At 65.6% G+C, this 24,141-nt stretch carries 24 protein-coding genes and 1 tRNA gene; 5 read left to right on the top strand and 20 right to left on the bottom strand.

Annotated elements, in window-relative coordinates; translation table 11 throughout:
* Nucleotides 1–7 precede the first annotated feature (7 nt).
* The 5 genes from WD006_RS25845 to WD006_RS25865 all read right to left on the bottom strand — a co-directional run bounded on the left by WD006_RS25845 (nt 8) and on the right by WD006_RS25865 (nt 4,507).
* Entirely contained in the window at nt 8–1,096 is a 1,089-nt protein-coding gene (locus WD006_RS25845; RefSeq protein ID WP_029309558.1) for an ABC transporter substrate-binding protein, read from the bottom strand.
* A complete protein-coding gene (locus WD006_RS25850; protein ID WP_011518879.1) occupies nt 1,093–1,875 on the bottom strand; it encodes an ABC transporter permease in 783 nt (260 codons plus the stop codon). Before WD006_RS25850 ends, WD006_RS25845 begins: the two co-directional genes overlap by 4 nt.
* Nucleotides 1,872–2,888 (bottom strand): ABC transporter permease, encoded by a 1,017-nt coding sequence (locus WD006_RS25855; RefSeq protein WP_029309559.1) that lies wholly within the window; start codon nt 2,886–2,888, stop codon nt 1,872–1,874. Before WD006_RS25855 ends, WD006_RS25850 begins: the two co-directional genes overlap by 4 nt.
* A gap of 15 nt (nt 2,889–2,903) precedes the next feature.
* The gene (locus tag WD006_RS25860; RefSeq protein WP_029309560.1) at nt 2,904–3,998 is read right to left on the bottom strand and encodes an ABC transporter ATP-binding protein; all 1,095 of its coding nucleotides are present in this window, start codon (nt 3,996–3,998) and stop codon (nt 2,904–2,906) included.
* Between the two features lie 248 nt (nt 3,999–4,246).
* Complete coding sequence (locus WD006_RS25865) at nt 4,247–4,507, bottom strand: hypothetical protein (protein WP_011518882.1); 261 nt, start codon at nt 4,505–4,507, stop codon at nt 4,247–4,249.
* A 324-nt stretch (nt 4,508–4,831) separates the two neighbouring features.
* On the opposite strand from WD006_RS25865, the gene WD006_RS25870 reads away from it, so the two are divergent.
* Nucleotides 4,832–5,035 (top strand): DUF3562 domain-containing protein, encoded by a 204-nt coding sequence (locus WD006_RS25870; RefSeq protein ID WP_008651536.1) that lies wholly within the window; start codon nt 4,832–4,834, stop codon nt 5,033–5,035.
* 18 nt (nt 5,036–5,053) lie between these two features.
* Here the strand turns inward: WD006_RS25870 and WD006_RS25875 are convergent, their stop codons facing one another.
* The 3 genes from WD006_RS25875 to WD006_RS25885 all read right to left on the bottom strand — a co-directional run bounded on the left by WD006_RS25875 (nt 5,054) and on the right by WD006_RS25885 (nt 8,612).
* Nucleotides 5,054–5,974: a DMT family transporter gene (locus WD006_RS25875; RefSeq protein ID WP_029309561.1), complete on the bottom strand. Its 921-nt coding sequence runs from the start codon at nt 5,972–5,974 to the stop codon at nt 5,054–5,056.
* Between the two features lie 74 nt (nt 5,975–6,048).
* A complete protein-coding gene (shc, locus tag WD006_RS25880) occupies nt 6,049–8,034 on the bottom strand; it encodes a squalene--hopene cyclase (RefSeq protein ID WP_029309562.1) in 1,986 nt (661 codons plus the stop codon).
* Nucleotides 8,031–8,612, bottom strand: coding sequence for a TetR/AcrR family transcriptional regulator (locus WD006_RS25885; RefSeq protein ID WP_029309563.1), 582 nt, complete (start codon nt 8,610–8,612; stop codon nt 8,031–8,033). Before WD006_RS25885 ends, shc begins: the two co-directional genes overlap by 4 nt.
* Nucleotides 8,613–8,778: 166 nt before the next feature.
* Here WD006_RS25885 and WD006_RS25890 point away from each other — a divergent pair, with 166 nt between their 5' ends.
* A complete protein-coding gene (locus WD006_RS25890) occupies nt 8,779–9,102 on the top strand; it encodes a hypothetical protein (protein ID WP_024570806.1) in 324 nt (107 codons plus the stop codon).
* Nucleotides 9,103–9,170: 68 nt separating this feature from the next.
* Here the strand turns inward: WD006_RS25890 and WD006_RS25895 are convergent, their stop codons facing one another.
* Nucleotides 9,171–9,395, bottom strand: coding sequence for a CDGSH iron-sulfur domain-containing protein (locus tag WD006_RS25895; protein WP_011518887.1), 225 nt, complete (start codon nt 9,393–9,395; stop codon nt 9,171–9,173).
* Between the two features lie 194 nt (nt 9,396–9,589).
* Here WD006_RS25895 and WD006_RS25900 point away from each other — a divergent pair, with 194 nt between their 5' ends.
* Together WD006_RS25900 and WD006_RS25905 are read left to right on the top strand one after the other, a co-directional pair.
* Nucleotides 9,590–9,979 (top strand): hypothetical protein, encoded by a 390-nt coding sequence (locus WD006_RS25900; protein ID WP_017513452.1) that lies wholly within the window; start codon nt 9,590–9,592, stop codon nt 9,977–9,979.
* Nucleotides 9,980–10,137: 158 nt separating this feature from the next.
* A tRNA-Val gene (locus tag WD006_RS25905) sits at nt 10,138–10,214 on the top strand.
* A 108-nt stretch (nt 10,215–10,322) separates the two neighbouring features.
* Here the strand turns inward: WD006_RS25905 and WD006_RS25910 are convergent.
* The 8 genes from WD006_RS25910 to WD006_RS25945 all read right to left on the bottom strand — a co-directional run bounded on the left by WD006_RS25910 (nt 10,323) and on the right by WD006_RS25945 (nt 19,292).
* Nucleotides 10,323–11,291, bottom strand: a complete 969-nt coding sequence (locus tag WD006_RS25910; protein WP_008651543.1) for a Bug family tripartite tricarboxylate transporter substrate binding protein — start codon at nt 11,289–11,291, stop codon at nt 10,323–10,325.
* A gap of 150 nt (nt 11,292–11,441) precedes the next feature.
* Entirely contained in the window at nt 11,442–12,338 is an 897-nt protein-coding gene (locus WD006_RS25915) for a TauD/TfdA dioxygenase family protein (RefSeq protein WP_029309564.1), read from the bottom strand.
* Nucleotides 12,339–12,393: 55 nt separating this feature from the next.
* A complete protein-coding gene (locus tag WD006_RS25920; RefSeq protein WP_029309565.1) occupies nt 12,394–13,626 on the bottom strand; it encodes an acyl-CoA dehydrogenase family protein in 1,233 nt (410 codons plus the stop codon).
* A complete protein-coding gene (locus tag WD006_RS25925) occupies nt 13,623–15,761 on the bottom strand; it encodes an acetate--CoA ligase family protein (RefSeq protein WP_029309566.1) in 2,139 nt (712 codons plus the stop codon). The genes WD006_RS25920 and WD006_RS25925 overlap by 4 nt, the downstream gene beginning before the upstream one ends.
* A gap of 26 nt (nt 15,762–15,787) precedes the next feature.
* Nucleotides 15,788–16,186 carry a Zn-ribbon domain-containing OB-fold protein gene (locus WD006_RS25930; RefSeq protein WP_029309567.1) on the bottom strand — a complete coding sequence of 133 codons (399 nt, stop codon included), beginning with the start codon at nt 16,184–16,186 and terminating at the stop codon, nt 15,788–15,790.
* Between the two features lies 1 nt (nt 16,187).
* Nucleotides 16,188–17,357, bottom strand: coding sequence for a thiolase domain-containing protein (locus WD006_RS25935; RefSeq protein ID WP_029309568.1), 1,170 nt, complete (start codon nt 17,355–17,357; stop codon nt 16,188–16,190).
* Between the two features lie 10 nt (nt 17,358–17,367).
* Nucleotides 17,368–18,282, bottom strand: a complete 915-nt coding sequence (locus WD006_RS25940) for an SDR family NAD(P)-dependent oxidoreductase (protein ID WP_029309569.1) — start codon at nt 18,280–18,282, stop codon at nt 17,368–17,370.
* 47 nt (nt 18,283–18,329) lie between these two features.
* Complete coding sequence (locus tag WD006_RS25945; protein ID WP_029309570.1) at nt 18,330–19,292, bottom strand: Bug family tripartite tricarboxylate transporter substrate binding protein; 963 nt, start codon at nt 19,290–19,292, stop codon at nt 18,330–18,332.
* Nucleotides 19,293–19,666: 374 nt separating this feature from the next.
* On the opposite strand from WD006_RS25945, the gene WD006_RS25950 reads away from it, so the two are divergent.
* On the top strand, nt 19,667–20,443 hold the full coding sequence (locus WD006_RS25950) for a GntR family transcriptional regulator (protein WP_029309571.1): 777 nt from the start codon (nt 19,667–19,669) through the stop codon (nt 20,441–20,443).
* A 40-nt stretch (nt 20,444–20,483) separates the two neighbouring features.
* On the opposite strand, the gene WD006_RS25955 is transcribed toward WD006_RS25950, so the two are convergent.
* Genes WD006_RS25955 through WD006_RS25965 form a run of 3 tightly spaced genes read right to left on the bottom strand, consistent with a single transcriptional unit; the run spans nt 20,484 to nt 24,127 of the window.
* Complete coding sequence (locus WD006_RS25955; protein ID WP_029309572.1) at nt 20,484–21,455, bottom strand: Bug family tripartite tricarboxylate transporter substrate binding protein; 972 nt, start codon at nt 21,453–21,455, stop codon at nt 20,484–20,486.
* Between the two features lie 43 nt (nt 21,456–21,498).
* Nucleotides 21,499–22,740: a CaiB/BaiF CoA transferase family protein gene (locus WD006_RS25960; RefSeq protein ID WP_029309573.1), complete on the bottom strand. Its 1,242-nt coding sequence runs from the start codon at nt 22,738–22,740 to the stop codon at nt 21,499–21,501.
* Between the two features lie 25 nt (nt 22,741–22,765).
* Nucleotides 22,766–24,127 (bottom strand): MmgE/PrpD family protein, encoded by a 1,362-nt coding sequence (locus WD006_RS25965; protein WP_029309574.1) that lies wholly within the window; start codon nt 24,125–24,127, stop codon nt 22,766–22,768.
* Nucleotides 24,128–24,141: the final 14 nt, after the last annotated feature.

Below are 24,141 nucleotides of genomic sequence, written 5' to 3' on the forward strand. Positions count from 1 at the left end.
CGAATCGCTAGTGGCCGACCTTGAGGTCGGTCCACGCGCGATTCCACGCCCGCCGCGTGCCGCTGTCGAGGTCGTTCAACTGTTCGAGCCGCTGCCGCTGCGTGGCGCCCGGCGTGATGACCGGGTCGGCCAGCAGGTCTGGCCGGATGAACGCGCGCGCCGCGGCATTTGGATTGCCCGCGCCGATGGCATTGGTGATCTCGGCGGCATTTTCGGGGCGCAACATGAAGTTGATGAACCTGTATGCCAGCGCGGGATGCGGCGCCGTCTTTGTGACCACAAAACTGTCGGCGGTCATGCCATTGCCCTCGCGCTGCAGTGACGAGGTGATCGAGAAAGCCCGGTGGGTGTTGCGCGCGTCCAACCCGGCCTGATAGACATCGCTCGAATAGCCGAGCACCACCCAGATATTGCCGACCGTAAGCTCGCGGATATAGCTCTGGCTGTTGAACGCCGCCCAGTAGGGCAGCGCGGCGCGGATGGCCGCCTCGGCTTCGCGCAGTTGCGCAGGGTCCGTCGAATTACCGGAGTGGCCCTTGTAGCGCAACGCAGCCGCGATGACTTCGCGGGGGTCGTCCAGCACGGTGACACGGCCCCGCAGCTTCTCCAGCATGTGCGGGTCGAAAACCAGCGACCATGACGACGCATCGAGCCCCAGATCGTGCAGGCGCGTGGCGTTGTAGCCGACCAGCGTGATCGTGAAATCGTAGGGCAGGGAATAGACGTTGCCCGGGTCAAGCGGCGTGTTCAGGAACGCCGGGTCGATATTGCGAAGATTCGGGATGGCGTGCTTGTCCAGCGGCCGGAGCAGCCCCAGGCGGATCAGCGCCGGAATGCCGTAGTTGCTCGGACATATCACGTCGAACCCTTGCGCGCCGCCCGCGAGCTTGGCCAGCGCTTCCTCCATCGAACCGAAGTACGTCAGGTTCACGTGGCAGGCGCATTCGGACTCGAATCGGGCAATCGTCTCGGGCGACAGCGCGTTGTTCCAGGTGAATACGTTCAGGTCTTCCGTGGCCATGGCCAGGCCGAAGCACCCCATCAGCGTCAGGCCCACCAGCAGATGGCGCACCTTCGTCCATATGCGATGACTCATAGTTGCGCCCTCCAGACGTCGCGCGAAACGCGATAGGCCGTGAGCGACACGGCCAGTGTCAGCATCATGAGGATGGACGAGATCGCATTCACTTCCGGCGTGACCGCGATCCGGATCATCGAGTAGATCTGCAGCGGCAGTGTCGGTTGGCCGGGTCCCGCCGTGAAGAAGGTCACGACGAAGTCGTCCATCGACAGGGTGAAGGCCAGCAACGCGCCCGCGAGGACGCCCGGCAGCATCAGCGGCAGCATGACATGCCACCCGGCCTGAAGCGGTGAGGCGCCGAGATCGCGGGCGGCGTCGATCAGGCTCTCGTCGAGCCCTTCGAGCCGGGCACGCACCACCACGGCAACGAAGCCGACGCAGAACGTGATATGCGACAGCGCCACGGCTGTCAGGCCGAGATCGATATTCACGGCAACAAAGAACAACAGCAGCGACACCCCCATCAATACCTCGGGCATCGCGATCGGCGCGAGCACCAGCGTAGCCAGCAATGGCGGCCGGTAGCGGTGCAGCGCGATGGCGGCGAGCGTGCCGAGCACGCATGACGTGCCTGCCGCGATCGCGCCGATCATCAACGAGTTCCACGCCGCACCCAGCATGTCCGGATCGCTTGCCAGCACGTCATACCAGTGCAGCGTGAAGCCGTCCCATTCCGCGTTCAGGCGTGAGTCATTGAACGAGTAGGCCACGACGATCAGCAACGGCAGGTACAGGAACGCATAGACCGCGCAGCCCAGGCAGGCCACCCACACAGGCCAACGGGGGCGATTCATGACGATCTCCTGCCAGTGGCCACGGCGGCCGGCGCGGGTTGCGCTGGACGATGGGCGGACTTGTGCGTACCCCGCTGCGAGGCGGCACGCGCCGTGCCCTTCACGCGTGCCGCCAGCGTTGCCAGTCCGATCAACGCCAGCACGATGCCCACCAGCGCCAGCGATAGCGCCGACCCCAGCGGCCAGTCTCGGCTATCGAGGAACTGCTGCTTGATCAGGTTGCCGATCAGGATCGATCGCGTGCCGCCCACCAGTTCGGGCACGGCAAAGATCCCCAGACACGGTGTGAAGACGAGCGCGATGCCCGCGTAGACGCCAGGCAGCGAAAGCGGCCAGATCACCTGCCAGAAGCAATGCCAGCCATTCGCGCCCAGGTCGCGCGCGGCATCGAGCAGCAGGGGGTCCTGCTTTTCCAGGCTGGCATAGAGCGGCAGGATGAAGAACGGCAGGTGCACGTAGACCAGCACGAGGATGACGGCAGCGGGGGTGTAGAGCGCTTCGACCGGGGCGAAGCCCATCCAGCCGATGAAGCTGTTGACGCCATGCATCAGGTATCCGCGTGGACTCAGGATGATCATCCACGCGTAGATCCGGATCAGGAAGTTCGACCAGAACGGCAGGATCACAAGGATCAGCAGCAGGTCGCGCCGTCGCTTGTCGCTGCGGGCAATCCACCATGCCAGCGGGTAGGCAGCCACCAGGCAGATCGCGGTGGTCAGCGCGGCGTAGCCGGCTGATTTGAGAAACAGCCCGGCATAGAGTGGTTCCTGGATCAACTCGCGGAGGTTGTCGAGCGTGAACAGGTCCGGCCAGTGCCTGATCATGGTGATGGCCGCGGCGGTGGTCAGACCCTGGTCAGGCGGGATCAGCGGCAGCAATCCGCCGGACTCCGCCGGTGTCCGGAATGCCGCCACGATCATGATGGCCGATGGAATGCCGAAGAATACGAGCAGGGAGGCGATGGGGATGCCACAGACAAGCCAGCGGGCCAGCCGATCCGCGCGCGTGATCATGGCCGTCTCTTTGCCTCACCGGCTTAGAAACACGCCGGCGTTGCCGGGCCAGTCGAGCTCGACGCGATCGCCCCGCGTAAACTGCCCGTCGGTCACCGGCCCCGCGTTGGCGACCATCGTTTGCAGACGGTGCCCGCTGGCAAGCTCGACTGTGTACAGCGTGACATCGCCCTGGTACAGCCGGTCGACGACGGCGCCTTCGAGCATCGGCGCGCTGGCGTTGCCCCCCGGCGATGCGCCACGTGGCCGCAACTGGATTTCCTCTGGCCGGATCGCGACGGTGCCACGGCTGCCGATCGCCAGCGCTTGCCCCGCGGGCATATCACGCTCGCCCACGCCGGCAATGCGCACACGCAAGCGCGCCGCGTTGGATTCCGCGACGGTGGCGTCCAGCAGATTGCAGGACCCGATGAACCCAGCCACGAATGTCGTGGCCGGTGCACGGTAGATCGCTTCGGGTGTGTCGAGCTGGACGATGTGGCCTTCATGCATCACCGCGATGCGTTGCGAGAGCGCCAGTGCGTGGGTCTGATCGTGCGTGACGTAGATGAACGCCACGCCCAGTTGCTGCTGCAACGCGATCAACTCATGAAGCATCTGGGTTTGCAGCGCCGCATCGAGCGCGGACAGCGGTTCGTCGAGCAGGAGTAGCCGGGGACGCGCGGCCAGTGCTCTGGCGATGGCCACGCGTTGACGCTGTCCGCCGGAAAGCTCGTGCGGGTAGTAGCGCTCGAAGCCTTGCAGACGGACGTTTTCGATCAGGCTGCCCAGGCGCCCGTCGATTTCGTGGCGTGGTAACTTTTGCATCCGCAGCGGAAAAGCGATATTGGCGGCCACGGTCATGTGCGGGAAAAGCGCGTAGCTCTGGAAGACCGTGTGCATGGGGCGATGCTCGGGTGGCACGCCCTGAAGGCTCTTGCCATCGAACAGTACCTCGCCGCTATCAGGCTCGGAGAAACCGCCGAGCAGCCGAAGCAGGGTGGTCTTGCCGCATCCCGAAGGCCCCACGAGCGTGAAGAATTGTCCCGATCCGACATTGAAGCCGATATCGTCGAGGACCGGCCGGCCGCCGAAAGACTTGGACAGGTGATGAACTTGCAGCAGGTCCATGCACGCATTCCTCCCGCGCCGGCGCCGACGATAGTAATGCGGCGTTCAAGGCCACATCTACAACTGCATGATAGAAGCCCGCGCGTGATCTGGCGGCGCCAGCAGCGCAATGTTAGGGGCAACGGGAGAAGCGTCGTGGCGCGAACGGCCACTGGGCATGAAAGTGCGATTGCTGGACCACCTTGGGTTGGCAAGGTGGCCCGGCAACCGGGTCTGGCGGGACTTCGCGCGCCTGGGCGCGCACGTCGTTACTTCTGGCCGGCGGCAGCGTGAGCAGCCGCGATCGCCGCATCGCGCTCCTTGGCCGCAGCCGCCTTGGCCTCGTTGTAGACCTTCTTCGCTTCGGCAACCTTCCGGTTGTATTCCTTGCGTGCCGCGTTAACCTCTCCGCGCATCTTGACGATGGCGTCATTGTTGCCCTGCGCCGCCGCCCCGGAGGCCGACTGCGCCCAGGCCGGGGCAGTGCAAAGTGTCGCGGAAATCATGATCAGGCTTGCCAGATATCTCATGCGGTTCTCCCGTGGTTAGCGTTTTACACCTTAGCGTGTGACGAGGGCGATCTCTATTGGCCCAAAGACTAACGGTGGCGCAGGATGCCCACCGCAGGAAAGCAAAATACGACAATTCCTTGCGTCGAATCAAAGGGCAATCGGCGTAGGGGACTATCACGGGTACTAGGCCATATGCAGTACGTTGGCTGTACTTGGAATGCCTGCTATAGCGTCTACACTCGACAAACTCCTCACCGTGAAGGCCCTGCCATGTATCTCGCACCTGGAACCGAGCCAGATCGTTCAAGCCCTGCAATTCCCTCCGCGTCGGGAGGTGGCTCGATGCGTCGCCCGGCATCGGGCGAACACGCGATCGACCGGATTGCGGAGCTTTATGGCGCACCCAGGAAACTGGTCGAGCGGGAATTCTGGGACGCCTGGTGCTCACTATCGTCCGATGCGCGGATTCTGGACTACGTCGTGGTGCTGGCGGAGCGGCGCGTCATCAAGGCACTGCGCGGACGATACGCGGCTGGCCCGCACTGATGGGCGTCTTCGGGTCTATCAACTCCGCCTGCCCATTACCAAATAGAGCCCGATTGCGGCCATGGCCATCCCCGGCCATGCCGCGAGCGGAATCGACTCGCCAAGCACCGCGAAGGCGACCACCGCCGTCATCGGTGGCACGAGGAAGAACAGCGCCGATACCCGCGAGGCCTCGCCATGCCGGATCATCGCCAGCAGCAGCGAAATGGCGATGATCGAATTGCCAATCACCAGGTAGGCCAGCGATCCGAACAGCTCCGGCGTCCATGCCACATGCATCGGTTCGAGCGCATAGGCCAGTGGCGCGGTGATGGCTAGCCCGACGGCGTACTGCACGAGATTCGAGGCCACCGGATGCACGGTCGTGCCGAAGCGCTTTTCCCACAACGTGCCACCTGTCATCGCCAATAGCGCGAGCAAGGCGAATATCAGCCCGGCAGGGGTGGCCACGTCGATGGATGAACGGGATGTGATGACGATAGCTGCGCCGGTCACGCCAAGTGCCAGCCCAAGCCATCGCACCCGGTCCACGCGTTCGCCGGCGATGGCTGGCGCGAGCAGCCCGATCAGGATTGGTTGCTGTGACGTGACGAGCGCAACCGCGCCGGCCGACATGCCGTGCTTGAGACTCAGATAGGTGAACGAGAAATAGCCGGCCTGAATCAGCAGGCCCACCATGCCCAGATGCAGCCAGGGCTTGATGCCCGGCGGGAACGCAGGGCGGATCCAGAGGCAGGGGACGATCAGCAGGCCGACCACGCATGCATAGCGCAACGCCAGAAAGGTCAGCGGATCGGCGTGGCGCAGGCCGAGCTTCAGAAAGACGAATCCGCCGGACCAGAGCAGCAGGAATAGCGCGGGCGCTACGCGCAGCCACTGCGTGTTCGGTGTGGCGCCCGGCGTTGCGGCGGGTACCTCATACGTCGGGCGTTCTGACATGCCTGGCTGGCGGGAGCGGGGGATGGGGCGACAGTAGCACTTTCCAGCCCGCGCCGCCTAGCGTGCTTTCCCGATCAGTGCACCATCATGGACTCGGCGGATTCGGCTTTCGCCGTTTGCATAGCCGACGCGCGCGCGGCCGCAAGCCGCCGGTATCGGCCAAGCGCCCACAGCGGGAAGTACGCTGTGTACCCGTGGTACTTCAGGTGGAAGATGCGCGGGAAGCCCGGTGCGTTGTGATACGGGTGCATCCAGAAGCCATCTTCGTTCTGCGCATCGAGCAGATACGCGGCGCCACGATGCACCGAATCCGCATCGCCTTCGCCGACGGCCATCTGTCCGAGCATGGCCCACGCCGTTTGCTCGGCCATGCTGCCGTCTTCGTGCTTGCCGGCCAGTTCCGGGCGGGCATAGCTGTCGTTCGTCTCGCCCCAGCCGCCGTCGGCGTTCTGCTTGCCGCGCAGCCATTGCAGGCCGTTGCGCACCATCGGCAGCTTGCGATCGACACCGGCGAGCCCCAGGCCCGCCAGCACGCTCCAGGTGCCGTAGATGTAGTTGGTGCCCCAGCGTCCCCACCAACTGCCATCGGGCTGCTGCGTGTCGCGCAGGTACTGGATGCAGCGCTCGCGTGCGGTAGCGTCCTGCGGACGCTCGGTGATGCCAAGTGCCAGCAGCACGCGGCCGGAGACGTCCTCGGTTGGCGGATCGAGCAGAGCGCCGTGATCGGCGAACGGGATCGCATTGAGAAAGTCGCGATCGCAGTTCGCATCGAACGCGCCAAAGCCGCCGTTGCGCGACTGCAGGCCGATGATCCAGTCCAGACAACGCGCGACGGGCATCTCGTAGCGCCCGGGCTGGCCGGTGCGCTTGCCACGCGCGTGAAGCATCGCCAGGACGACGGCCGAATCGTCGATGTCCGGGTAGTACGGGTTCTCGTACTGGAATGCCCAGCCGCCAGGCGGCGTGTTGGGCGCAGCATTGTTTTCCCAGTCGCCGCGCAGGTCCAGCACCTGACGATCGGTGAGCCAGTCATAGGCGCGGGCGATGGCGGTTTCGGTGCGTGCGTCAGAGGGTGCCTGCTCGAGCGCCATCACGCTCCAGGCCGTGTCCCACACCGGCGACAGGCAGGGCTGGCAATACGACGAACCATCGTCGCGATGGACCACGAGCTTCTTCAGCGCGGCCTTGCACTCCACCCGCAACGGATGATCCTCCGGGTAGTCGAGCAGCACCATCATCTCGTAGCTGTACACCATCGGCGGGAAGATGCCGCCGAAGCCGTCTTCACCGTTCATGCGGGCTTCGGACCATTCCACCGCGCGCTGGATCGCGCGGCGGCGCAATGCACGCGGAATCAGCGGTTCGAGATGGCGAACCACGCGGTCCGCGACCAGAAACGCTTGCTGCAGCCCACGCTTGCGCGGGAAGTATTCGCGTTCCAGTTCGGGCGGCGTGACGAACAGTTCCTGCACGTGCACGCCAAGCGGATTCTTCGCGGCGGCGCGTATCGAGCACAGCACCAGCAGCGGCACCATCGTGGTACGCGCCCAGTAGGCCACCTTGTCCATGTGGATCGGCGCCCAGCGCGGAAACAGCACGAATTCCACCGGCATGAACGGCGTGCCCCGCCAAGGGATCTCGCCGAAGGTCGCCAGCAGGATGCGCGTGAACACGTTCGACTTCGCCGCGCCGCCGCGCGCCAGGATGGCTTCGCGCGCCCTGACCATATGCGGCGCATCCGGCGGATCGCCCGCCGCCTTCAACGCGAAGTAGGCCTTGACGCTGCAGGAGATATCGAGATCGCCGCCGAAGTAGAGGTCCCATGCGCCATGGCCGTCGAGCCGTTGCACCGCGCGCAGGTACTTCGCCATGCGGGCCTGCAGCGCGGTGTCGATCTCGTCGACGAAGTGCATCATCAGGATGTACTCGGCCGTGATGGTGGCATCGCATTCGAGTTCGAAACACCAGTGGCCGTCGGGGTGCTGGCGGTCCAGCAATGCGTCGCGTGCGCGGACGATCGCAGCATCGAGTTCCGATGCGGGGATTGTTTTTCTGGTCATGCTTGTTGAGGACGGCAGTGCGTCAATTGCTCGAGCCGGCGAACCAGCTCAGCCCGTTGAGCCGGGGGAATGGCGCGATGGCCAAGAAGATCGGCCAGCCAGAGCCCGTCAGCCGCCAGCCGGCACAGGAGCAGGCCGATGGGGTCCTCGCATTGCGCGAGGTCCGTATTCAGGCTGCCGGATTCCCATTCCTGGTAGGGCGTGCGGAACTCGGGACGCGCCATGATGAGCATCATCGCGGCCTTCCACAGCTCGCGTTCGCCGGATTCGGCGAAGCCATCGGCGGAGGCGCGCAGATAGGCTCGTGTATTGCGTCCCTGGGCATCGGTATCGGATTCGGCCAGCGTGGCAACCTGGCCGGTGAAATGCTGGAGCACCTTGGCAGACAGGGCTTCCAGCAGTTCCTGCTTGCTTGAGAAGTGATGCTGAAGGCCACCCTTCGATACACCCGCGCGCGTGGCGACAGAGTTAAGGGTGACGGCGCCGATGCCTTCCTCGACCAGCAGGTCGATGGTGGCGGAGAGCAGGCGGTCGCGTATCAGGAGCGGTTGTTTGGGGCGGCGATGGGCTTCACTCATGGACCCGGAAGATACCATCCGGACGGATTGTTTTCAATTCGTGGACGATTGCCATGGATTGCGCATCGCCATGAACGTCCAGGAAAAAAGTCCGGGGAAGACCGGTGGCCGAGGATCTGGCAGGGGTAAGCTCATGGTCACGGCGCTGGCACGTCCCGAGCAAACCATGCAAGAGCTTGCTTTTCGCACCCTGCTATACCGGTACTTTTTCTTCGACTGGCTGTTCAAGGACGCCAGTCGAGGCGATCTGCGCGAGCGCTCGGCCGCGTGGCGCTTCAATCAGGCGCACGCGCACTGGCTGCTGACCTATCTGCGCCGCTGGGTCTGGTGTGGTGCGCTGTTTTGCCTGCTCGGCGGTTCGATAGAACTCATGCTGAGCGCGCCAGTGCTGTCGGCGTTCTTCTACGTGCCGGGCGTGCTGAGCGTGCCCATCAACGTCGTCATCTGCGTGCTATGGGTCGGGCTGAAGACGCTCCCCGGGCCGATGTGAAGTCCCCGGTACACCAGGGCTCAGGGTCTTCGCGTCTCAGGGTCTTCGTGTCTCAGGGTCTTCGTGTCTCAGGGTTTCGGTTGGGGCACGCTCGCGAATCCCGCGCGCTTGTGCGAACCATCGCAGAACGGCTTGTTCTCGGAATGGCCACAGCGACATAGCCAGACCTGATCCCCCTCGAACGTGAACGGTACGCCGGCCGGTGTCACGATGGTGATCGGCCCCTTGATGCGGTAGGGCCCGTTGTCCTGCACCGTGACGGTGACGGCCCTGTCGTTACCAGTGTCATCCATGACAACCCTCCTTCAGGCTCGGTATCTGCCCGCGTGGCCGGAGCCTGACGGGGACTGTACTCCGAATTTGTCCGCGCCGACGTTCTCCGGACACACGCGTTGCGCACTATGCTGAATCCACCACGGGCTGCGCCGGCGGGTCCGCCGCGCGCCTCTGCCCGGCGCCGTGGTGGCTATTCGAAGGAGAGCGTTTCATGGATATGCAGCAACTCGTTTCTGAATTCCTGGCTTCCGATCACGGCACCCAGGCGGCCCAGGCGCTGGCCGATCAGGGGGTCAATCCGGCCGATGCCCAGCAGATGCTCGGGCAGGTCGCGGAGACCGCTCACGCCCACGTTGAAGAGCAGGGTGGTGGCCTCCTGGGCGATCACGCAGGCAAGAGTTTCTTCGCGGCGTTCGCGGCGGGACTGGTGCATGGCGATGGATTCTTCAAGTCGCTGACCGAGGGCGGTGAAGGCATCCTGACCGGCCGCGTGGCCGAATCGCTCGGCGAGAAAATGGGGCTCGACCCCGGCACGGCGGCGACTGTCGCGGCCGCCGCCACACCGTATATGGTGGCGTTCCTGAAGGAGAAGCTGGCTTGAGCGTTGAACCGCTGTCGGCGCCGGATTGAGCCGTTGCAGGAGCGGTTGCAGGAGCGGTTGCCACAGCCGCTCGCGCGGGCCGATCGCCGATTTCAATATCGGCCGAAGGAAATGCTTGCGCAAGAGTGGCAGTGTCTATACAATGCGCTCCCTTCAACAGGCTCGTAGCTCAGCTGGTTAGAGCACCACCTTGACATGGTGGGGGTCGTTGGTTCGAGTCCAATCGAGCCTACCAACGCATCACGCAGAAACGGACGGTCGCCATATTTGGCGCCGTCCGTTTTTGTTTTCCGGGTCCGCCGGAGATGGTCGCGATGACTCGGCCGCGATGTCTCCGACGTGATTACTCCGCCGTCGCCCCGCTGCTCTTGATCAGGCGGGCCATGATGGGCTCCGCCGTTTCGAACGAGCGGCGGAATTCCTCGGGGCTGTTGCCGACCGGTTCCAGCGCCAGCGAGTCGAGCCGCGCGCGCATGGCGGGGGACTGGATCGACGCGCGCGCTTCTGCCTCGACGCGCGACAGGATGGCGGCCGGCGTGCCCGAGCGCGCGAACAGGCCGATCCATGCCGGCGGACGCATCTCCTGGTCCTTCATGCCGGCCTCGGTCATGGTCGGCACGTCGGGCATTTCCTTGATGCGGTTATCGCCCATGACGGCCAGCGCGCGCAGGCGACCGCTCTTGATCTGCGGCCCGAGTGTGGTGACCGAGCCGATGGCCCAGGCGATATTGCCGGCAAGCATGTCCTGCACCATCGGGGCCTCGCCCTTGTAGGCCACGTGGATCATGTCCAGGTGACGGGTCTGGTTCAGGTGCGCGCCCACCAGATGGGGAAAGCTGCCCACCCCATACGAGCCGAAGCTGACCTTGCCCTTGTTCTTTGCCGCCCAGTCCAGAAACTCGGGCACGGTCTTGACTGGCACGTCGCGGCCCACGGCCAGCACGAGCTTGCCGACGCACAGCTCGGAGATAAAGGCCAGGTCGCGGCGCACGTTGTACGGGACATTCGCGTACAGGTAGGGCGTGTTGATCAGCGGCGTCGAATGCGTGAGCAGCAGGGTGTAGCCGTCGGGTGCGGCGCGTGTGACGGCCTGCACTGCGATCACGCCACCGCCACCGGGCTTGTTGTCGACGATGATGGTCTGTCCAAGACGCTTGCCCATGTCTTCGGCCAGCGCGCGGGCCATGACGTCGGTTGCGCCGCCGGGCGGACCCGGCACCACGAACGTGATGGGCCGCGACGGATAGGTCTGCGCAGGGCTGGCCGCGCTCCAGGCCATGATGCCCGCGACGAGCAGTCGTTTGATGAACATTGCGTGTCTCCTTTCTGTGTCCCGGATGTGCGGTGGATCCCTTGTCGCCAAGGTAGCGGACATCCGGAATGCGAGAACCCGCCAAATCGAATGGGCGGGATTGCCCTATCAGGGTCAGTACCGTGACGCCGTGTGTGTCGGTAGCCGGGTCTACGCCGGACGGTCGCCGATGATCGTCGCGCGGTTCATGTGGCGCACGGCGGGGAAGTAGTCCTGTACGGCGTAGTGCTGGGTGGACCGGTTGTCCCAGAGCGCCACGGTGTTGGCGCGCCAGCGCAACCGCACCTGGTACTCGGGCGCGGCGGCCTGCCGGAACAGGTACTGCATCAGGTCCATCTCCGCCATGCGGAAATCCGAGCCGATGCGGTACGGCTGCATCCGCGCGTAATTGGCGAAATGAGTGGTGAAGCCCTCGTTGACGTAAAGGATCTTCTCGCCCGTTTCCGGGTGGGTGCGCACGACCGGATGAACCATCGGCGGATACTTGGCACGCATTTCGTCGTAGCGCTCGCCATCCATGCTCTGGCCGAAGGTCGGCATGGCGTCGTGCACGGCCCGGAGTTCGGCGATGCGCGTCTTCACGTCCTCCGGCAAGGCCGCGTACGCGGCTGCCATGTTGACCCAGATGGTGTCGCCCCCGATCTCGGGACACTCCACGCAACGCAGCATCGAACCCATCGACGGGAGTTCGCGCCACGACACGTCGGAGTGATACAGGTTCTCCCGGCCGCGCTTGTCGCCGCCGCGCCCGAACACGACCAGCTCCGGATGATCGGGGTGGTGGCCGATCATCGGGTGGACCTCCAGTTCGCCGAAGCGCCGCGCGGCGGCAACATGCTGGGCGGGGGTGATGTCCTGATCGCGGAAGAACAGCACCTTGTGTTCGAGCAACGCCTGTCGCAGCGCGCGGTAGGTGGTGTCGTCGAGGTTGCCCAGGTCCACGCCGCTGACTTCGGCGCCGATCGTCGGCGTGCAGCGGTGGAGGGTGAAGGGCCAGGCTCTGGTGTCCTCGGCGTTCTTGGTGTCCTTGGTGTCGCTGGTTCGCATGGCAGTCTCCTTGGTGTCTTTTGTCTTGTATTGGGGCAGTCGCGCGCGTCGCCGGTCAGAAAGCCGTGTCGCCGTCGAGCAGACGCCGCGCGATGGTGCGCCGCTGGATCTCGGAGGTGCCATCGGGAATGCGCATCGTGCGCACGAAGCGGTAGCCGGCCTCGAGTCGCAGTTCGTTGGTCAGACCCATGCCGCCGTGAATCTGCATTGCCCGGTCGAAGACACGCCCGGCCATCTCCGTGGACGATGCCTTGATGATGGAGACCTCCTTTGTGGCGGGCAGATCGTTGTCCACCAGCCAGGCGCAGTGGCGGACCATCGATTTGGTGGCGTAGATGTCCATCGCGCATTCGGCTAGCATGATCTGCACGGCCTGGTGGTCGCCGATAGGCTGCCCAAAGGTCTTGCGGACCTTGGCGTAGGCCACGGCCTGTTCCAGCGCCCACTCGGCCAGGCCGAGGCAACTGGCGGCCATGCTCAGGCGACCGGCGTTGACGCCGTCGAGCGCCACGGACAGGCCACGGTCGACCGGCCCGAGGCGGTGGGTGTCCGGCACGCGCACGTTTTCCAGCGAGATGATGCCGATGTCGGCGCCCAGGTGTCCCATCGTCGGAATCACGCTCGGTACCGAGAACCCCGGTGTGCGGGTGGGCAGGAAGAAGCCGGTGATGCCGCCCTTGTGGGCGCGGGCTTTCTCTTCGTCGGTGACGGCGAAGACCATCGCGTAGTCCGCATAGGGCGCGTTGGTGATCCATTGCTTGGTGCCGTTGAGCACCCAGTGGTCGCCATCGCGCGTAGCGCGTGTGCGCATGCCAAAGACGTCCGAGCCGGCATCCGGTTCGGAAAGCCCGAAGCACATCGTCTTGTCGCCGCTGGCCAGTTCTGGCTGCACGGTGTCGAAGACCGACGGATGAAGATGCTTCAGTACCGGCGACAGCCCATTCGTGAATGGGGAGGGCAGCACCACGGTCTGCACCAGATGGCGCTCGGGGCCGCAGTGGGCGTTCAGGCGCTCCTGGATGTAGACGGCGGCCTGCGGCCCCAGCCCGCCACCGCCGAGCGCTTCGGCGGACAGCGCGGTGTAGAAGCCCAGTTCGGCCGATCGCATGCGTACCTGGCGGCGTAGCGCCAGCACCTCCGGGGCATAGCGCCCGTCGGCGGTATAGACCGTGCGTTCGCTAGCCAGCAGGGTGCGATGCTCCTTCTCGAGCGCGACGACTTCACGGTCGACAAAGCGGATCAGCGCGTCGCCGAATTCCACCCACTCGCTGGGGATGTCGAAGGTCATGATGCAAGGTCTCCTGATGAGGATTGGGGTGGGGTTACGTCGATGACGGCGTCGGCGGCGAATGCGCCTTGTCCTGCCGGCATGGCGAATACGGGGTTGACGTCCACGGCCTGCAGGCGCGGGCCAGCGGCGGCCGCGAAGATCGACAGCCGCGACAACGCTTGGGCAAGCGCGGGGATATCCGCCACCGGGCGGCCGCGCGCGCCCAGCAGCAGCGGCGCGCTCTGGATCGAGCGAATCATGCGTTCGGCCACGTCCTCACCGAACGGGCAGCGGTGGAAGACCACGTCGCGGAGCACTTCAACGAACACGCCACCGAGGCCGAACATCGCGATGGGGCCAAAGGCGGGGTCCTGCTTGATGCCCATGATGCATTCCACCCCGCCGCTGACCTGCCGTGCGACCAGCACGCCATCGATCCGGGCGTCGGGTGCCGCGTCGCGGGCGCGTTGCATCAACGTGGCAAAGCCGCCGCGTACCGCCGCTTCGTTGCGCACGTCGAGCAGCACGCCACCGATTTCTGACTTGTGCAGGATGTCTGGCGACAGGATCTTCATCACCACCGGGAAGCCCAGCTCGCGCGCGGCGATCACGGCCGCCTCGACCACGGCGCACGCGCGTTCGGGCACGGCAGGGATGCCGGCGGCGTCGAGCATGGCCTTGGCTTCGGCTTCGCTCGGCGTTTGCGTGGGCAGCGCGACCGGCTGCGCTGCCGGCAGGGGCGTAGTTTCGGGCTGCGCGAAGGCATGCCCGAAGCGGCCCATCGCAGCCAGCGCGACGACGGCGCGGGTAGGGTCCTCGAACACCGTGAAGCCGGCTTCCTCATAGGTATTCAGCACATCGCGCGGCCCCTGCAGCACCAGTACGTAGAGCCGGTCCGGATACCGCTCTCGCACGCGCGCCAGTTGCTCGCGCAGGCGTGGCGCCACCGCCGGCGTGGCGCCGGCATAGGTGAAAAAGCCGAGGACCGAGCGGTAGCCACCTTCGCCCACCATGGCCTCCGCGAACGGCTCGATCAGCGACAGGTCGTTGACGATTTGCGCCGTGGTATCCACCGGGTTACGCGGCGAGCAGATCGGCAGCAGCTTCAGTAGGCGGGCCTGGGTGGACGCCGGCATCTCCGGCATTGGCAGGCCCAGGTCCTCGGCGGCATCCGACGCGATGACACCCGCGCCTCCGCTGACCGTGATCACCCCCAGCGTGTTGTCGGACGGATAGATGCCACGCGTGGCCAGCCGCACGATGTCGAGCATTTCCTCTGTGCTGCGAGCGCGCACCACGCCAAGCTCGGCCAGCACGGCATCGATTACGGCGTCGTCGCCAGCGATGGACGCCGTGTGCGACCGCGCGGCGGCGCCGCCGACCTCGCTGCGCCCAACCTTCATCATCACCACCGGTTTGCGCGCGCGGCGCGCCGCCTGCAGCGCCGCCACCAGGCCGTTGCCGTCGTTGATGCCTTCCGAATAGAGCGCGATCACGCGTGTATGCGGGTCATCCACCATCAATTGGACAACCTCGCCCAACGTGATGTCGGCCTCGTTGCCGGTCATCACGATGCTGGACAGCCCAACGCCGGCGGACTGGGCCGCCATCACCAGATGCCCGCCATAGGCGCCAGATTGGCTGACGATGCCGACATGGCCCGCCTGAATGGGCCCCAGAGAAATGCTTGAGGCAAAGCTGCCGACGAAGCCGGTGCGCACATTGATTAGCCCGAGCGCGTTCGGGCCGAGCAGACGCAGCCCGCTGCGACGCGCGGCGGCCAGCAGTTCCGCCTGACGCGTGACGCCGTCGCCGCCGATCTCGGCAAAGCCAGCGCTGAACAGAATGGCGGCGCGGGTGCCGCGCTCGCCCAGGGCGGTGACGGTATCGAGCACCTGCGCCGCCGGCACGGCCACCACCGCGACATCAGGCACCTCTGGCAAATCCGCAACGGAGGCGTAGGCGGGCAGACCCTGCACCTCGCGCCGGTTCGGGTTCACCGGCAGGATGCGTCCGGCATAGCCGAGCTTGCGCATGGCGTGGATGGGACGGCCGCCGATGCGCGCGGGATCATCCGAGGCGCCGATGATCGCGACGGAGCGCGGGTTGAGCAGGGTGCTGAGCGATATGACTGGCGAGGCGACTGGATTCACGATTCACTCCGGAAATGGGGGGCGTTTCACGCGGGCGCGAAGGTTGGAACCGGCGCGCCATCCTCGCTGGGCGAGAACCTGACGCGCACCGGCTGGCCGATCCGCACGGTGTCGAGGTCGCAGTCGACGATATGGGTCATCATCGTCACGCCTTCCTCCAGCGTCACGTAGGCAATGCAGAACGGATTCGGGCCTGCGCGGCGGGTCACGCTGAACGCGTAGACGGTGCCAAGGCCGCTGGCCTCCTTCCATGCGGTGTCGCCCATGCAGAATGGGCACAGCACGCGCGGATACCAGTGCGGCTTGCCACACGATTCGCAGACCTTGACCAACAGCCGTCCCTCGCGGGCGGCCTGCCAGAAGCGTGCGTTGTCGGGGCGTTCCTCCGGGGCTGGGAACGGGGCGGCGATATACGGGGTGGTCATCTCATTGCTCCCGTTCGAGAATCAGCGTGGCGCTGCCATGGCGGCTGCCGAGGTAGCCGCCGGTGCCCTGGGCCAGCGCCAGGTCGCAGTGCTTCACCTGCACAGCGGGATGGGCCTCGCCACGCAACTGGCGCACGGCCTCGATGACCTTGGTGATGCCGCCGCGATTGGCCGGATGGTTGTTGCAGAGCCCGCCGCCGTCGGTGTTGAACGGCAGCCGGCCCACGCCCGAAATCAGGTTGCCGTCGGCCACGAAGCGGCCGCCTTCGCCTTTCTTGCAGAAGCCCAGGTCTTCGAGCTGCATCAGCACAGTGATGGTGAAGCTGTCGTAGATGGACGCGTACTTGATGTCTGCGGGCGTGATGCCTGCTTCGGCGAACGCTGCCGCACCCGATACGCGGGCGGCGGACCAGCTCAGGTCCACCTGACCGCCAAGCTGACCCTTCACGTGTTCGCCGGCGCCCAGGATGCGTACCTTGGGGCGTTTCAGCTTCGCGGCGATCTCCGGGCGTGCCACGATCAGGGCGCCACCACCGTCGGACACCACGCAGCAATCAAGCTTGCGCAAGGGGTCGGAGATCAGCGGAGAGTTCAGTACGTCTTCCACTGTGACCACGTCGCGCAGCATCGCGTGGGGGTTGTGCTGCGCGTGATGGGACGCGGCCACCTTGATCCACGCGAGCTGTTCCGGCGTGGTGTCGTACTCGTGCATATGGCGCATGGCGACCATCGCGTACAGGTTCACGGTGACCGGGTGGAACGGCGCCTCGAATGGCGCGTCGGGCAGGTTGGCGCCCCAGTTGCGTGCCTGCGTGCCGCTGGAGCCTTCGGAGCGTGGACGGCCCGCCAGCGTGATCAGCGCGACATTGCATTTGCCGGCGGCAATCGCCTGCGCGGCGTGCGATACGTGGACCAGATAGGCGGACCCGCCCGTGTCGGTCGAATCCACATGCCGCACGCGCAGCCCGAGGTAGTCGATCATGTTGGTCGCGCCGAGACCCGGTGCGTCGCCCGCGCAGAAGTAGCCGTCCACGTCGGACAGGGAGAGTCCGGCGTCTTCCAGTGCCCCTCTGGCGCATTCGGCGTGAAGCTGCGCGACGGATTTGTCCGGCGCCTTGCGCGTCGGGTGCTCGTAGGCCCCGACGATATAGGCCTTGCCCTTGATGCTCATGCGCGGCCCCTCAGATCGGGTCCCAGCCGATCACGTCGGCGGAGCGTTCGAGCTTGTAGAAGCTGTTGCGCATGGCCGGCACGGCGACTTCGCCGATGGCCTCGGGTGTCCAGCCTTCGCCCATGTGCACCGAGCGGATCGGGCGCGAATGGCTCATCAGCATGATCTCGTTGGCGCGCACGGCGAAGATCTGGCCGCTGACATCGCGCGCCGCGTCGCTCGCCAGGAATACGGCCATCGGCGCGATCTTGCCGGCCTCCATCCTTTGCAGCTTGGCCACGCGGGCTTTCTCGTCGGGCGTCTCGGCTGGGATCGAGCTGGTCATGCGGCTCCAGGCAAACGGCGCGATGCAGTTCGAGCGCACGTTGAAGCGTTGCATGTCCAGCGCGATCGACTTGGACAGTGCGACGATGCCGAGCTTGGCCGCGGCGTAGTTGGCCTGGCCAAAGTTGCCGATCAGGCCGGAGGTCGACGTCATGTGCACATACGCGCCGCCTTCCTGGTCCTTGAAATGGTTGGCGGCAGCGCGGCTGACGAAGAACGTGCCGTGCAGATGCACGTCGATCACCGAGCGCCATTCTTCCTCGTTCATTTTGAAGAACATGCGGTCACGCAGGTTGCCAGCGTTGTTGACCACGGCGTCGATGCGGCCGAAGGTGTCTAGCGCGCACTGGATGATGTTGTGAGCGCCGTTCCACGTGGACACGCTGTCAGTATTCGCCACCGCCTGGCCGCCGGCCGCGCGGATTTCCTCGGCCACGCGCTGCGCGGGGCCGGCATCGCCGCCTTCGCCGCTCATCGATACCCCGAGGTCGTTGACGACCACCCGGGCGCCAGCGGCCCCGAGGGCCAGCGCGATACCGCGTCCGATACCACCACCCGCGCCCGTGACCAGCGCTACCTTGCCTTCCATGATTCCTTGCATTGTGTTGCTCCTGAATGTTGGTGAGATTGGGTGCCGAGTCGGCAGGCTTATTGCGGCTCGATGTTGGCTTTCCTGATCACGTCGCTCCAAAGCGTCAGGTCCTGCCTGAGGCGATCGGTGAACTCCGTGGGGCCGCTGATGCTGGGGGCATAGCCGCCGCGTGCCAGGCTCTCCAGGTACGCCGCATTGCGGCCGACTTCGCGGTTGGCCCCGACCAGGCGGTCGATGACCGGCTGTGGCATACCCGGCGGGCCGATCAGGCCGAACCAGCCGCTCACGTCAAAGCCTTTCAGGCCCGATTCGGCGACTGTCGGCACGCCGGGCAGGGCGGGGTTGCGCGTCGCGGAGGAGACCGCCAGCGCCCGCACCTTGCCGCCTTGCACGTAGCCGACCGCGCTGCCGGTGACGTCGAACATGAAGCCGATCTTTCCGCCGATCAGGTCTGCGATGGCCGGCGAGTTGCCTTTGTAGGGGACGTGGAGAAACCTGACGCCGCCACGCTGCGCGAGCAGTTCGGCGGCCAGATGGTTGGAGGCGCCCACGCCAGCGGAGCCGAATGCGAGCCCGTCAGGGTGCGTCTTCGCGTAGGCGACCAGGTCCTGCACGTTCTTGAGCGGCGAGTCTTCCGCCACCAGTAGTGCGTTGGTATAGGTGTTGAGCAGACCGACCAGCGTGAAGTCCTTGAGCGGCTTGTATGTGGCGGACTTCTGCGCCATCGGCGCCATCGTCAGGGTTGGGCTGCCGACGAAGAACAGCGTGTAGCCATCGGGACTGGCCTTGGTGATCATGGTCGCGGCGATGGCACCGCCCGCGCCGCCACGGTTTTCCACCACCACAACCTGCCCAAGCACGGTGCCCAGATGCTGCGCGTAGATTCGCGCGGCGCTGTCGACCGGGCCACCTGCCGAGTAGCCGACGATCAGTTTGACCGGGCGGGCCGGGTAGATCCCGGACGCGCCCGCCACGCCAGCAGCCACGCAAAGCATGGCGGCTATGAAGCCTCTCTTCATCCTTGTCTCCTTGCTATCCGCTGCATCCATGGCAGCGTTTTTATAAATTTATATGTACGTACATAGTAGCGGCTACTGATGGGGGGTGCGCAAGATCTGACGCGCCTGCCCACCCAAGATGGGTGGCGCAAAAATCGAGGGATTGCGGAGATGAGATAGGAAGCGGAAAGCCGGGTGATCATTGTTGATCGTCGTGTACTATGTGCGTACAAGATCGGAGATAAGTTTGGGGCAGATTCGCAGCTGCACGGCGTATGAGAATCACCGCGCAGGCAGGCGCGGCAAGACGTTGGCCGGACGCGGCCGGCAATCGCAGCCAACACCCGTGCCAGGCCGTACAATGCGGCGGCATCCAGATCCAGACATCCATCGCAATGGCAACCGCCCAGAAGGACAGCAAGACCGAGTCACCCGCCCCCACGCGCTACGCCGAACTGGCGAGCACGCTGATTCGCGAGATATCCGAAGGCCGCCATGTGGTGGGCAGTCTGTTGCCGACCGAGCACGAACTGGCCGAGTTGCATGGCGTCAGCCGCCATACGGTGCGGGCGTCGCTGCGGATGCTGCAGGATCTGGGCTATATCTCGCGCAAGAAAGCGGTGGGGACCATCGTCGAATCCGCCAACCCGGGGGCGTCGTATACGCAGTCGTTCGGGACGGCCGAGGATCTGGTGCGTGTGGCCGCCACCGAAGTGCGGGCGATCGAGGCGGTGCGCGATGTCACGCTGGACCGCGCGCAGGCGCGGCGGCTGGAAGCGCCGATCGGCAGCGCATGGGTGCTGCTGTCCGGCACGCGAGTGGATGCGCGCAAGGGCCAGACCCCGGTCGCGGTTGCGGATATCTATATCGAGGCCACGCTGGCGGGGCTGGTCGACACGATTCGGAATAGCCCCCAGGTGCTGGTCAGCGCGCTGATCGAGCGCGAGTATGCGATCGCGATTGCCGAGATCCGGCAAACGATCACCGCCACGCTGATCGAGGGCCCCCTGGCCGATCAACTCGGTGTGGAGGCTGGCACGGCGGGTATGCGACTGGTGCGTCAGTACAAGGATTCGGCCGGCCGGATTTTGGAGATCACCGATACGGTGTATCCGGCCGACCGGGTGTCGGTGTCGTTTCAGCTCAGGCGCGGCAGGCACGCTGGCGCGTGACTTGCCACCGCTGTCCTGCGTGACGGCGGATGCAGCCCCGTCAATCCACCTTGACGTTGGCAGCCTTGACCGCGTTGCCCCAGCGCGTGACTTCGGCGCGCACGAAGCGGTTGAAGTCGGCAGGCCCCATCGTTTCAGGAATCGCGCCCAGTTCACCCATCGCCCTGGTCCACTCCGGGGTCTTCGAGATGCGGATGATCTCCGCTGACAGCTTGTCCGCAACCGGTTTGGGCAAGTTCTTCGGCGCCACGACGCCGATCCATGGGTTGCCACGGAAGCCCGGAAAGCCTGATTCGGCGATCGTGGGCACGTTCGGCAGCGTCGACACCCGCTGTTCGCTGGCCACGGCAAGCGGTCTCAGCTTTCCGCCGCGAATCAGCGGCTCCGCAATCGACACCACTTCGAACATCACCTCCACCTGCCCGCCGACCACGTCGGTCATCGCGGCGACGCCGCCCTTGTAAGGGACGTGGGCGAGGTTGATGCCTGCCGTTTGCTTGAACATTTCCATCACCAGATGATTGGTGACGCCGTTCCCGCCGGATGCGTAGTTCACCTTGCCGGGATGGAGCCTGGCATAGGCGACCAGGTCCGCCACAGTCTTGAACTGCGAGTTCGGATTGACGACCAGCACCAGCGGAAAGACTCCGATCAGTGCCAGCGGCTCGAAGTCGCGCACGCTGTCGTAGCGCTGGTTCTTGTAGATCCAGCCGTTGACGGCCATCGGCCCGCTCGAGGTTGCCAGCAGCGTGTAGCCGTCTGGCTTTGCGCGCGCGACTTCTTCCGCAGCGAGCCCGGCACCCACGCCCGGCTTGTTCTCGACGTAGAACGATTGCTTGAGCGACGTCGAGAGTTGCTGCGCCAGCTTGCGGGCAATCACGTCAGTAGTCTGCCCCGCCGGAAAACCCACCAGCACCTTGACCGGTTTCTCCGGGTAGTCGGCGGCAGCGGCGGGATGCATGACGGCAAGCGTCAATAGCAAGGTCGTCAGTGCGGTTCTCGCGAAGTTCATGTCCTGTCTCCTTTGTTGCTTGTTTTTGGTTGTCCTGTGTTTTCTAGCGAACGGCTTTTGTCTCCCGCAGGCCCTTGATGTCCCGTTCGGTGTAGCCGGTGGCCAGCAGGATTTCCTCGGTGTGCTCGCCCAGCAGCGGCGCGCGCCGACGTACCGCGCCAGGGGTGTCGCTCAGCTTGATGGGCACGCCGGCGATCTTCACCGGTCTGGCCGAGCCGGGCTGTTCGACTTCGACCAGCATCTCGCGTACCGCATAGTGCGGGTCAGCGAAGATCTCCGCGGCGGTGTAGACCGGGCCGAATGGCACCTTGCCGCCGAGAACGGCAGCGATCTCTTCCTTCGTGCGCACGGTGGTGAATGCTTCGATCGCGTCGATGACCTGCTGCTGGTGCTGCACGCGGGCTGCATTGGTGGCGAACGCCTCGTCGGTGGCCATGTCCGGGCGGCCGATGGCGATCGCCAGCTTTTCCCAGAATGCGTCGGTGGCGCAGGCAATCGAGACCTGGCCGTCGCGCGAGCGGAACAGGCCGAAGGGGCAAAGCAACGGGTGGCGGTTGCCTTCGGGCGCTGGCACCACGCCGGTGTAGGACGTCTGGTAGACGATGCGCTCGCACATGGCCAGTACCGCATCGGTCATGGCTACGTCGACGAACTGACCGTGCCCGGTGTCGCGCGCGCGGTGCACGGCGGAGAGAATGCCAATGCAGAGCATCAGCGCAGGTATCGTATCGCCGACGCCCGGGCCGATCTTCGTAGCAGTGTCCCGGTCGGGGCCGGTGATGCCCATCATGCCGCCCATCGCCTGCGACACGACGTCGTAGGCAGGCCACTGCGCGTAGGGGCTTTCGCCGCTGCGTGGGTCGCCGAAGCCGCGTACCGTGCCATAGACCAGACGCGGATTGGTTTCGCGCAGGGTTTCGTAGGACAGGCCAAGGCGCTCCATGACGCCGGCGCGAAAGTTCTCGACCACGACGTCGGCGCTGTCTATCAGCTTGCGCAGGATCTCGCGCCCAGTGCTGCTCTTGAGGTCCACCGCGATCGACCGCTTGTTGCGATTGACGCTTTGGAAGTAGCCGCCGAAGTCGCGCAGCGTGTCGTCGTCACAGAACGGGCCGGTGATGCGGGTGCCGTCACCGGTCATCGCTTCCACCTTGATCACGTCCGCGCCGTGATCGGCCAGCACCTGGGTGCAGAACGGTCCGGCGAGCATCTGCGTGAGGTCGACCACGCGCAGGCCGGCAAGGGCGCCGGGGGGATGGGTCTGGGTGTCTGCGTGGGTTTGCATGCGTGGGGCTCCGATGTGTGGGGTATCAGGCGGCGGCATCGGCGAACCAGTCATGCAGGCGCGGGTAGAGAACGGCGGCTGGCAGCGTGTCCAGCGCGGCTACGAAGGTCCAGAGTGCTTCTGCACGGGTCTGGCCCAGCAAGGCGCCGGCCTTGGCATTGAGCTTGGTGGCCTTGGTGTCGTAGGGCACCGGGGTGCTGAGATCGACGTGGCGGGACAGTGTCGCGCCGCTCCGGGTCAGCACCGTCGCATGACAGGCGGTGTCGGTAATCGCAGGGTCGGGACGGATCTCGATGCGTCGTGCGAGGTCGGTCAATGCGGGGTCCTGGCAGCAGGCATCGGAAAACGACGCCAGAGATGCCGTGTCCACACCGGCCAGTACCATTGCCCCGGTCAGCGCGAGGCTGAACTTGGCCTCCAGGCCGGTTGTGGGTTGCGCGATGCAGCAGACCGGCAGCCATTGAGGCGCGATGGCCAGCGTGACGTGCTCGATGTCGCCGCCCGTCAGACGATGCTGTTCGCGCAGGCCGTGCAATGCCTCCAGCGCAGGATGCGTGCCGTGGCAGCACGCATGGAACTTGTACTGGACGTCGACGAAGCGGAAGGCTTCGGGTAGCCCGTCAAACGAATTGTCGAGGCAGCCCTGTCCGGCGCCATGTGTGGTGGCGAAACCGCCGGCGCATTCAATGGCGTCAGGGCGGGCGACGAATCCCAGGGCTGCGAGGGTGGCTGACTCCACGCCCGTGGACGCCGCCATGCCTGCATGGAACGGCTTGGCCATCGTGCCAAACTGGCACTTCAGTCCCGACGCGCGCGTGGCCGCGAGACCTAGCGCGTGGGCCGCGCGTTCCGCATCGAGATCCAGCAGCCGCGCGGCGGCTGCGGCGGCGCCGAAAGCGCCCGACGTGGCGGTCTGGTGGAACCCGGCGTTGTAGTGCGGGCGTCCCAGCCAGCCGCCGACGCGGCAGGTGACTTCCACCCCGGTCAGGAACGCTTCCAGCAGATCCTTGCCGCTGGCCTGCTGCTGTTCGGCCACGGCCAATGCGGCGGGCAGCACGGCAACGGTGGGATGGCCGACGAAGTCGAAGTGCGTATCGTCGTAGTCGAGCGCGTGCGCGGCCGTGCCGTTCAGCATCGCGGCCGCGCGGGCGGGAATGCGCGCCGCCAGGCCGATTGCGCTCGCTTGCGCGGTGCCGCCTTCGCGGCTGACCAGCTCGCGCACAGCCACGCTGACCGGTTCGCCGGCCCCCGCGATCGCTACAGCCAGGCAGTCGTAGACGGACAACCGCGCCACGTCGAGCGCGGCGGCCGGAAAGCGCAGGGCTCGGTCAACCGCGATGCTGGCGGCGCGGGCGGTAATGCCGGTGGCAGGCATGTTCGAAGTCATCGCTTGCCCCGGAG

The sequence above is a fragment of the Cupriavidus sp. Met-2 genome (assembly GCF_049843575.1).
Taxonomy (GTDB): Bacteria; Pseudomonadota; Gammaproteobacteria; order Burkholderiales; family Burkholderiaceae; genus Cupriavidus; species Cupriavidus metallidurans.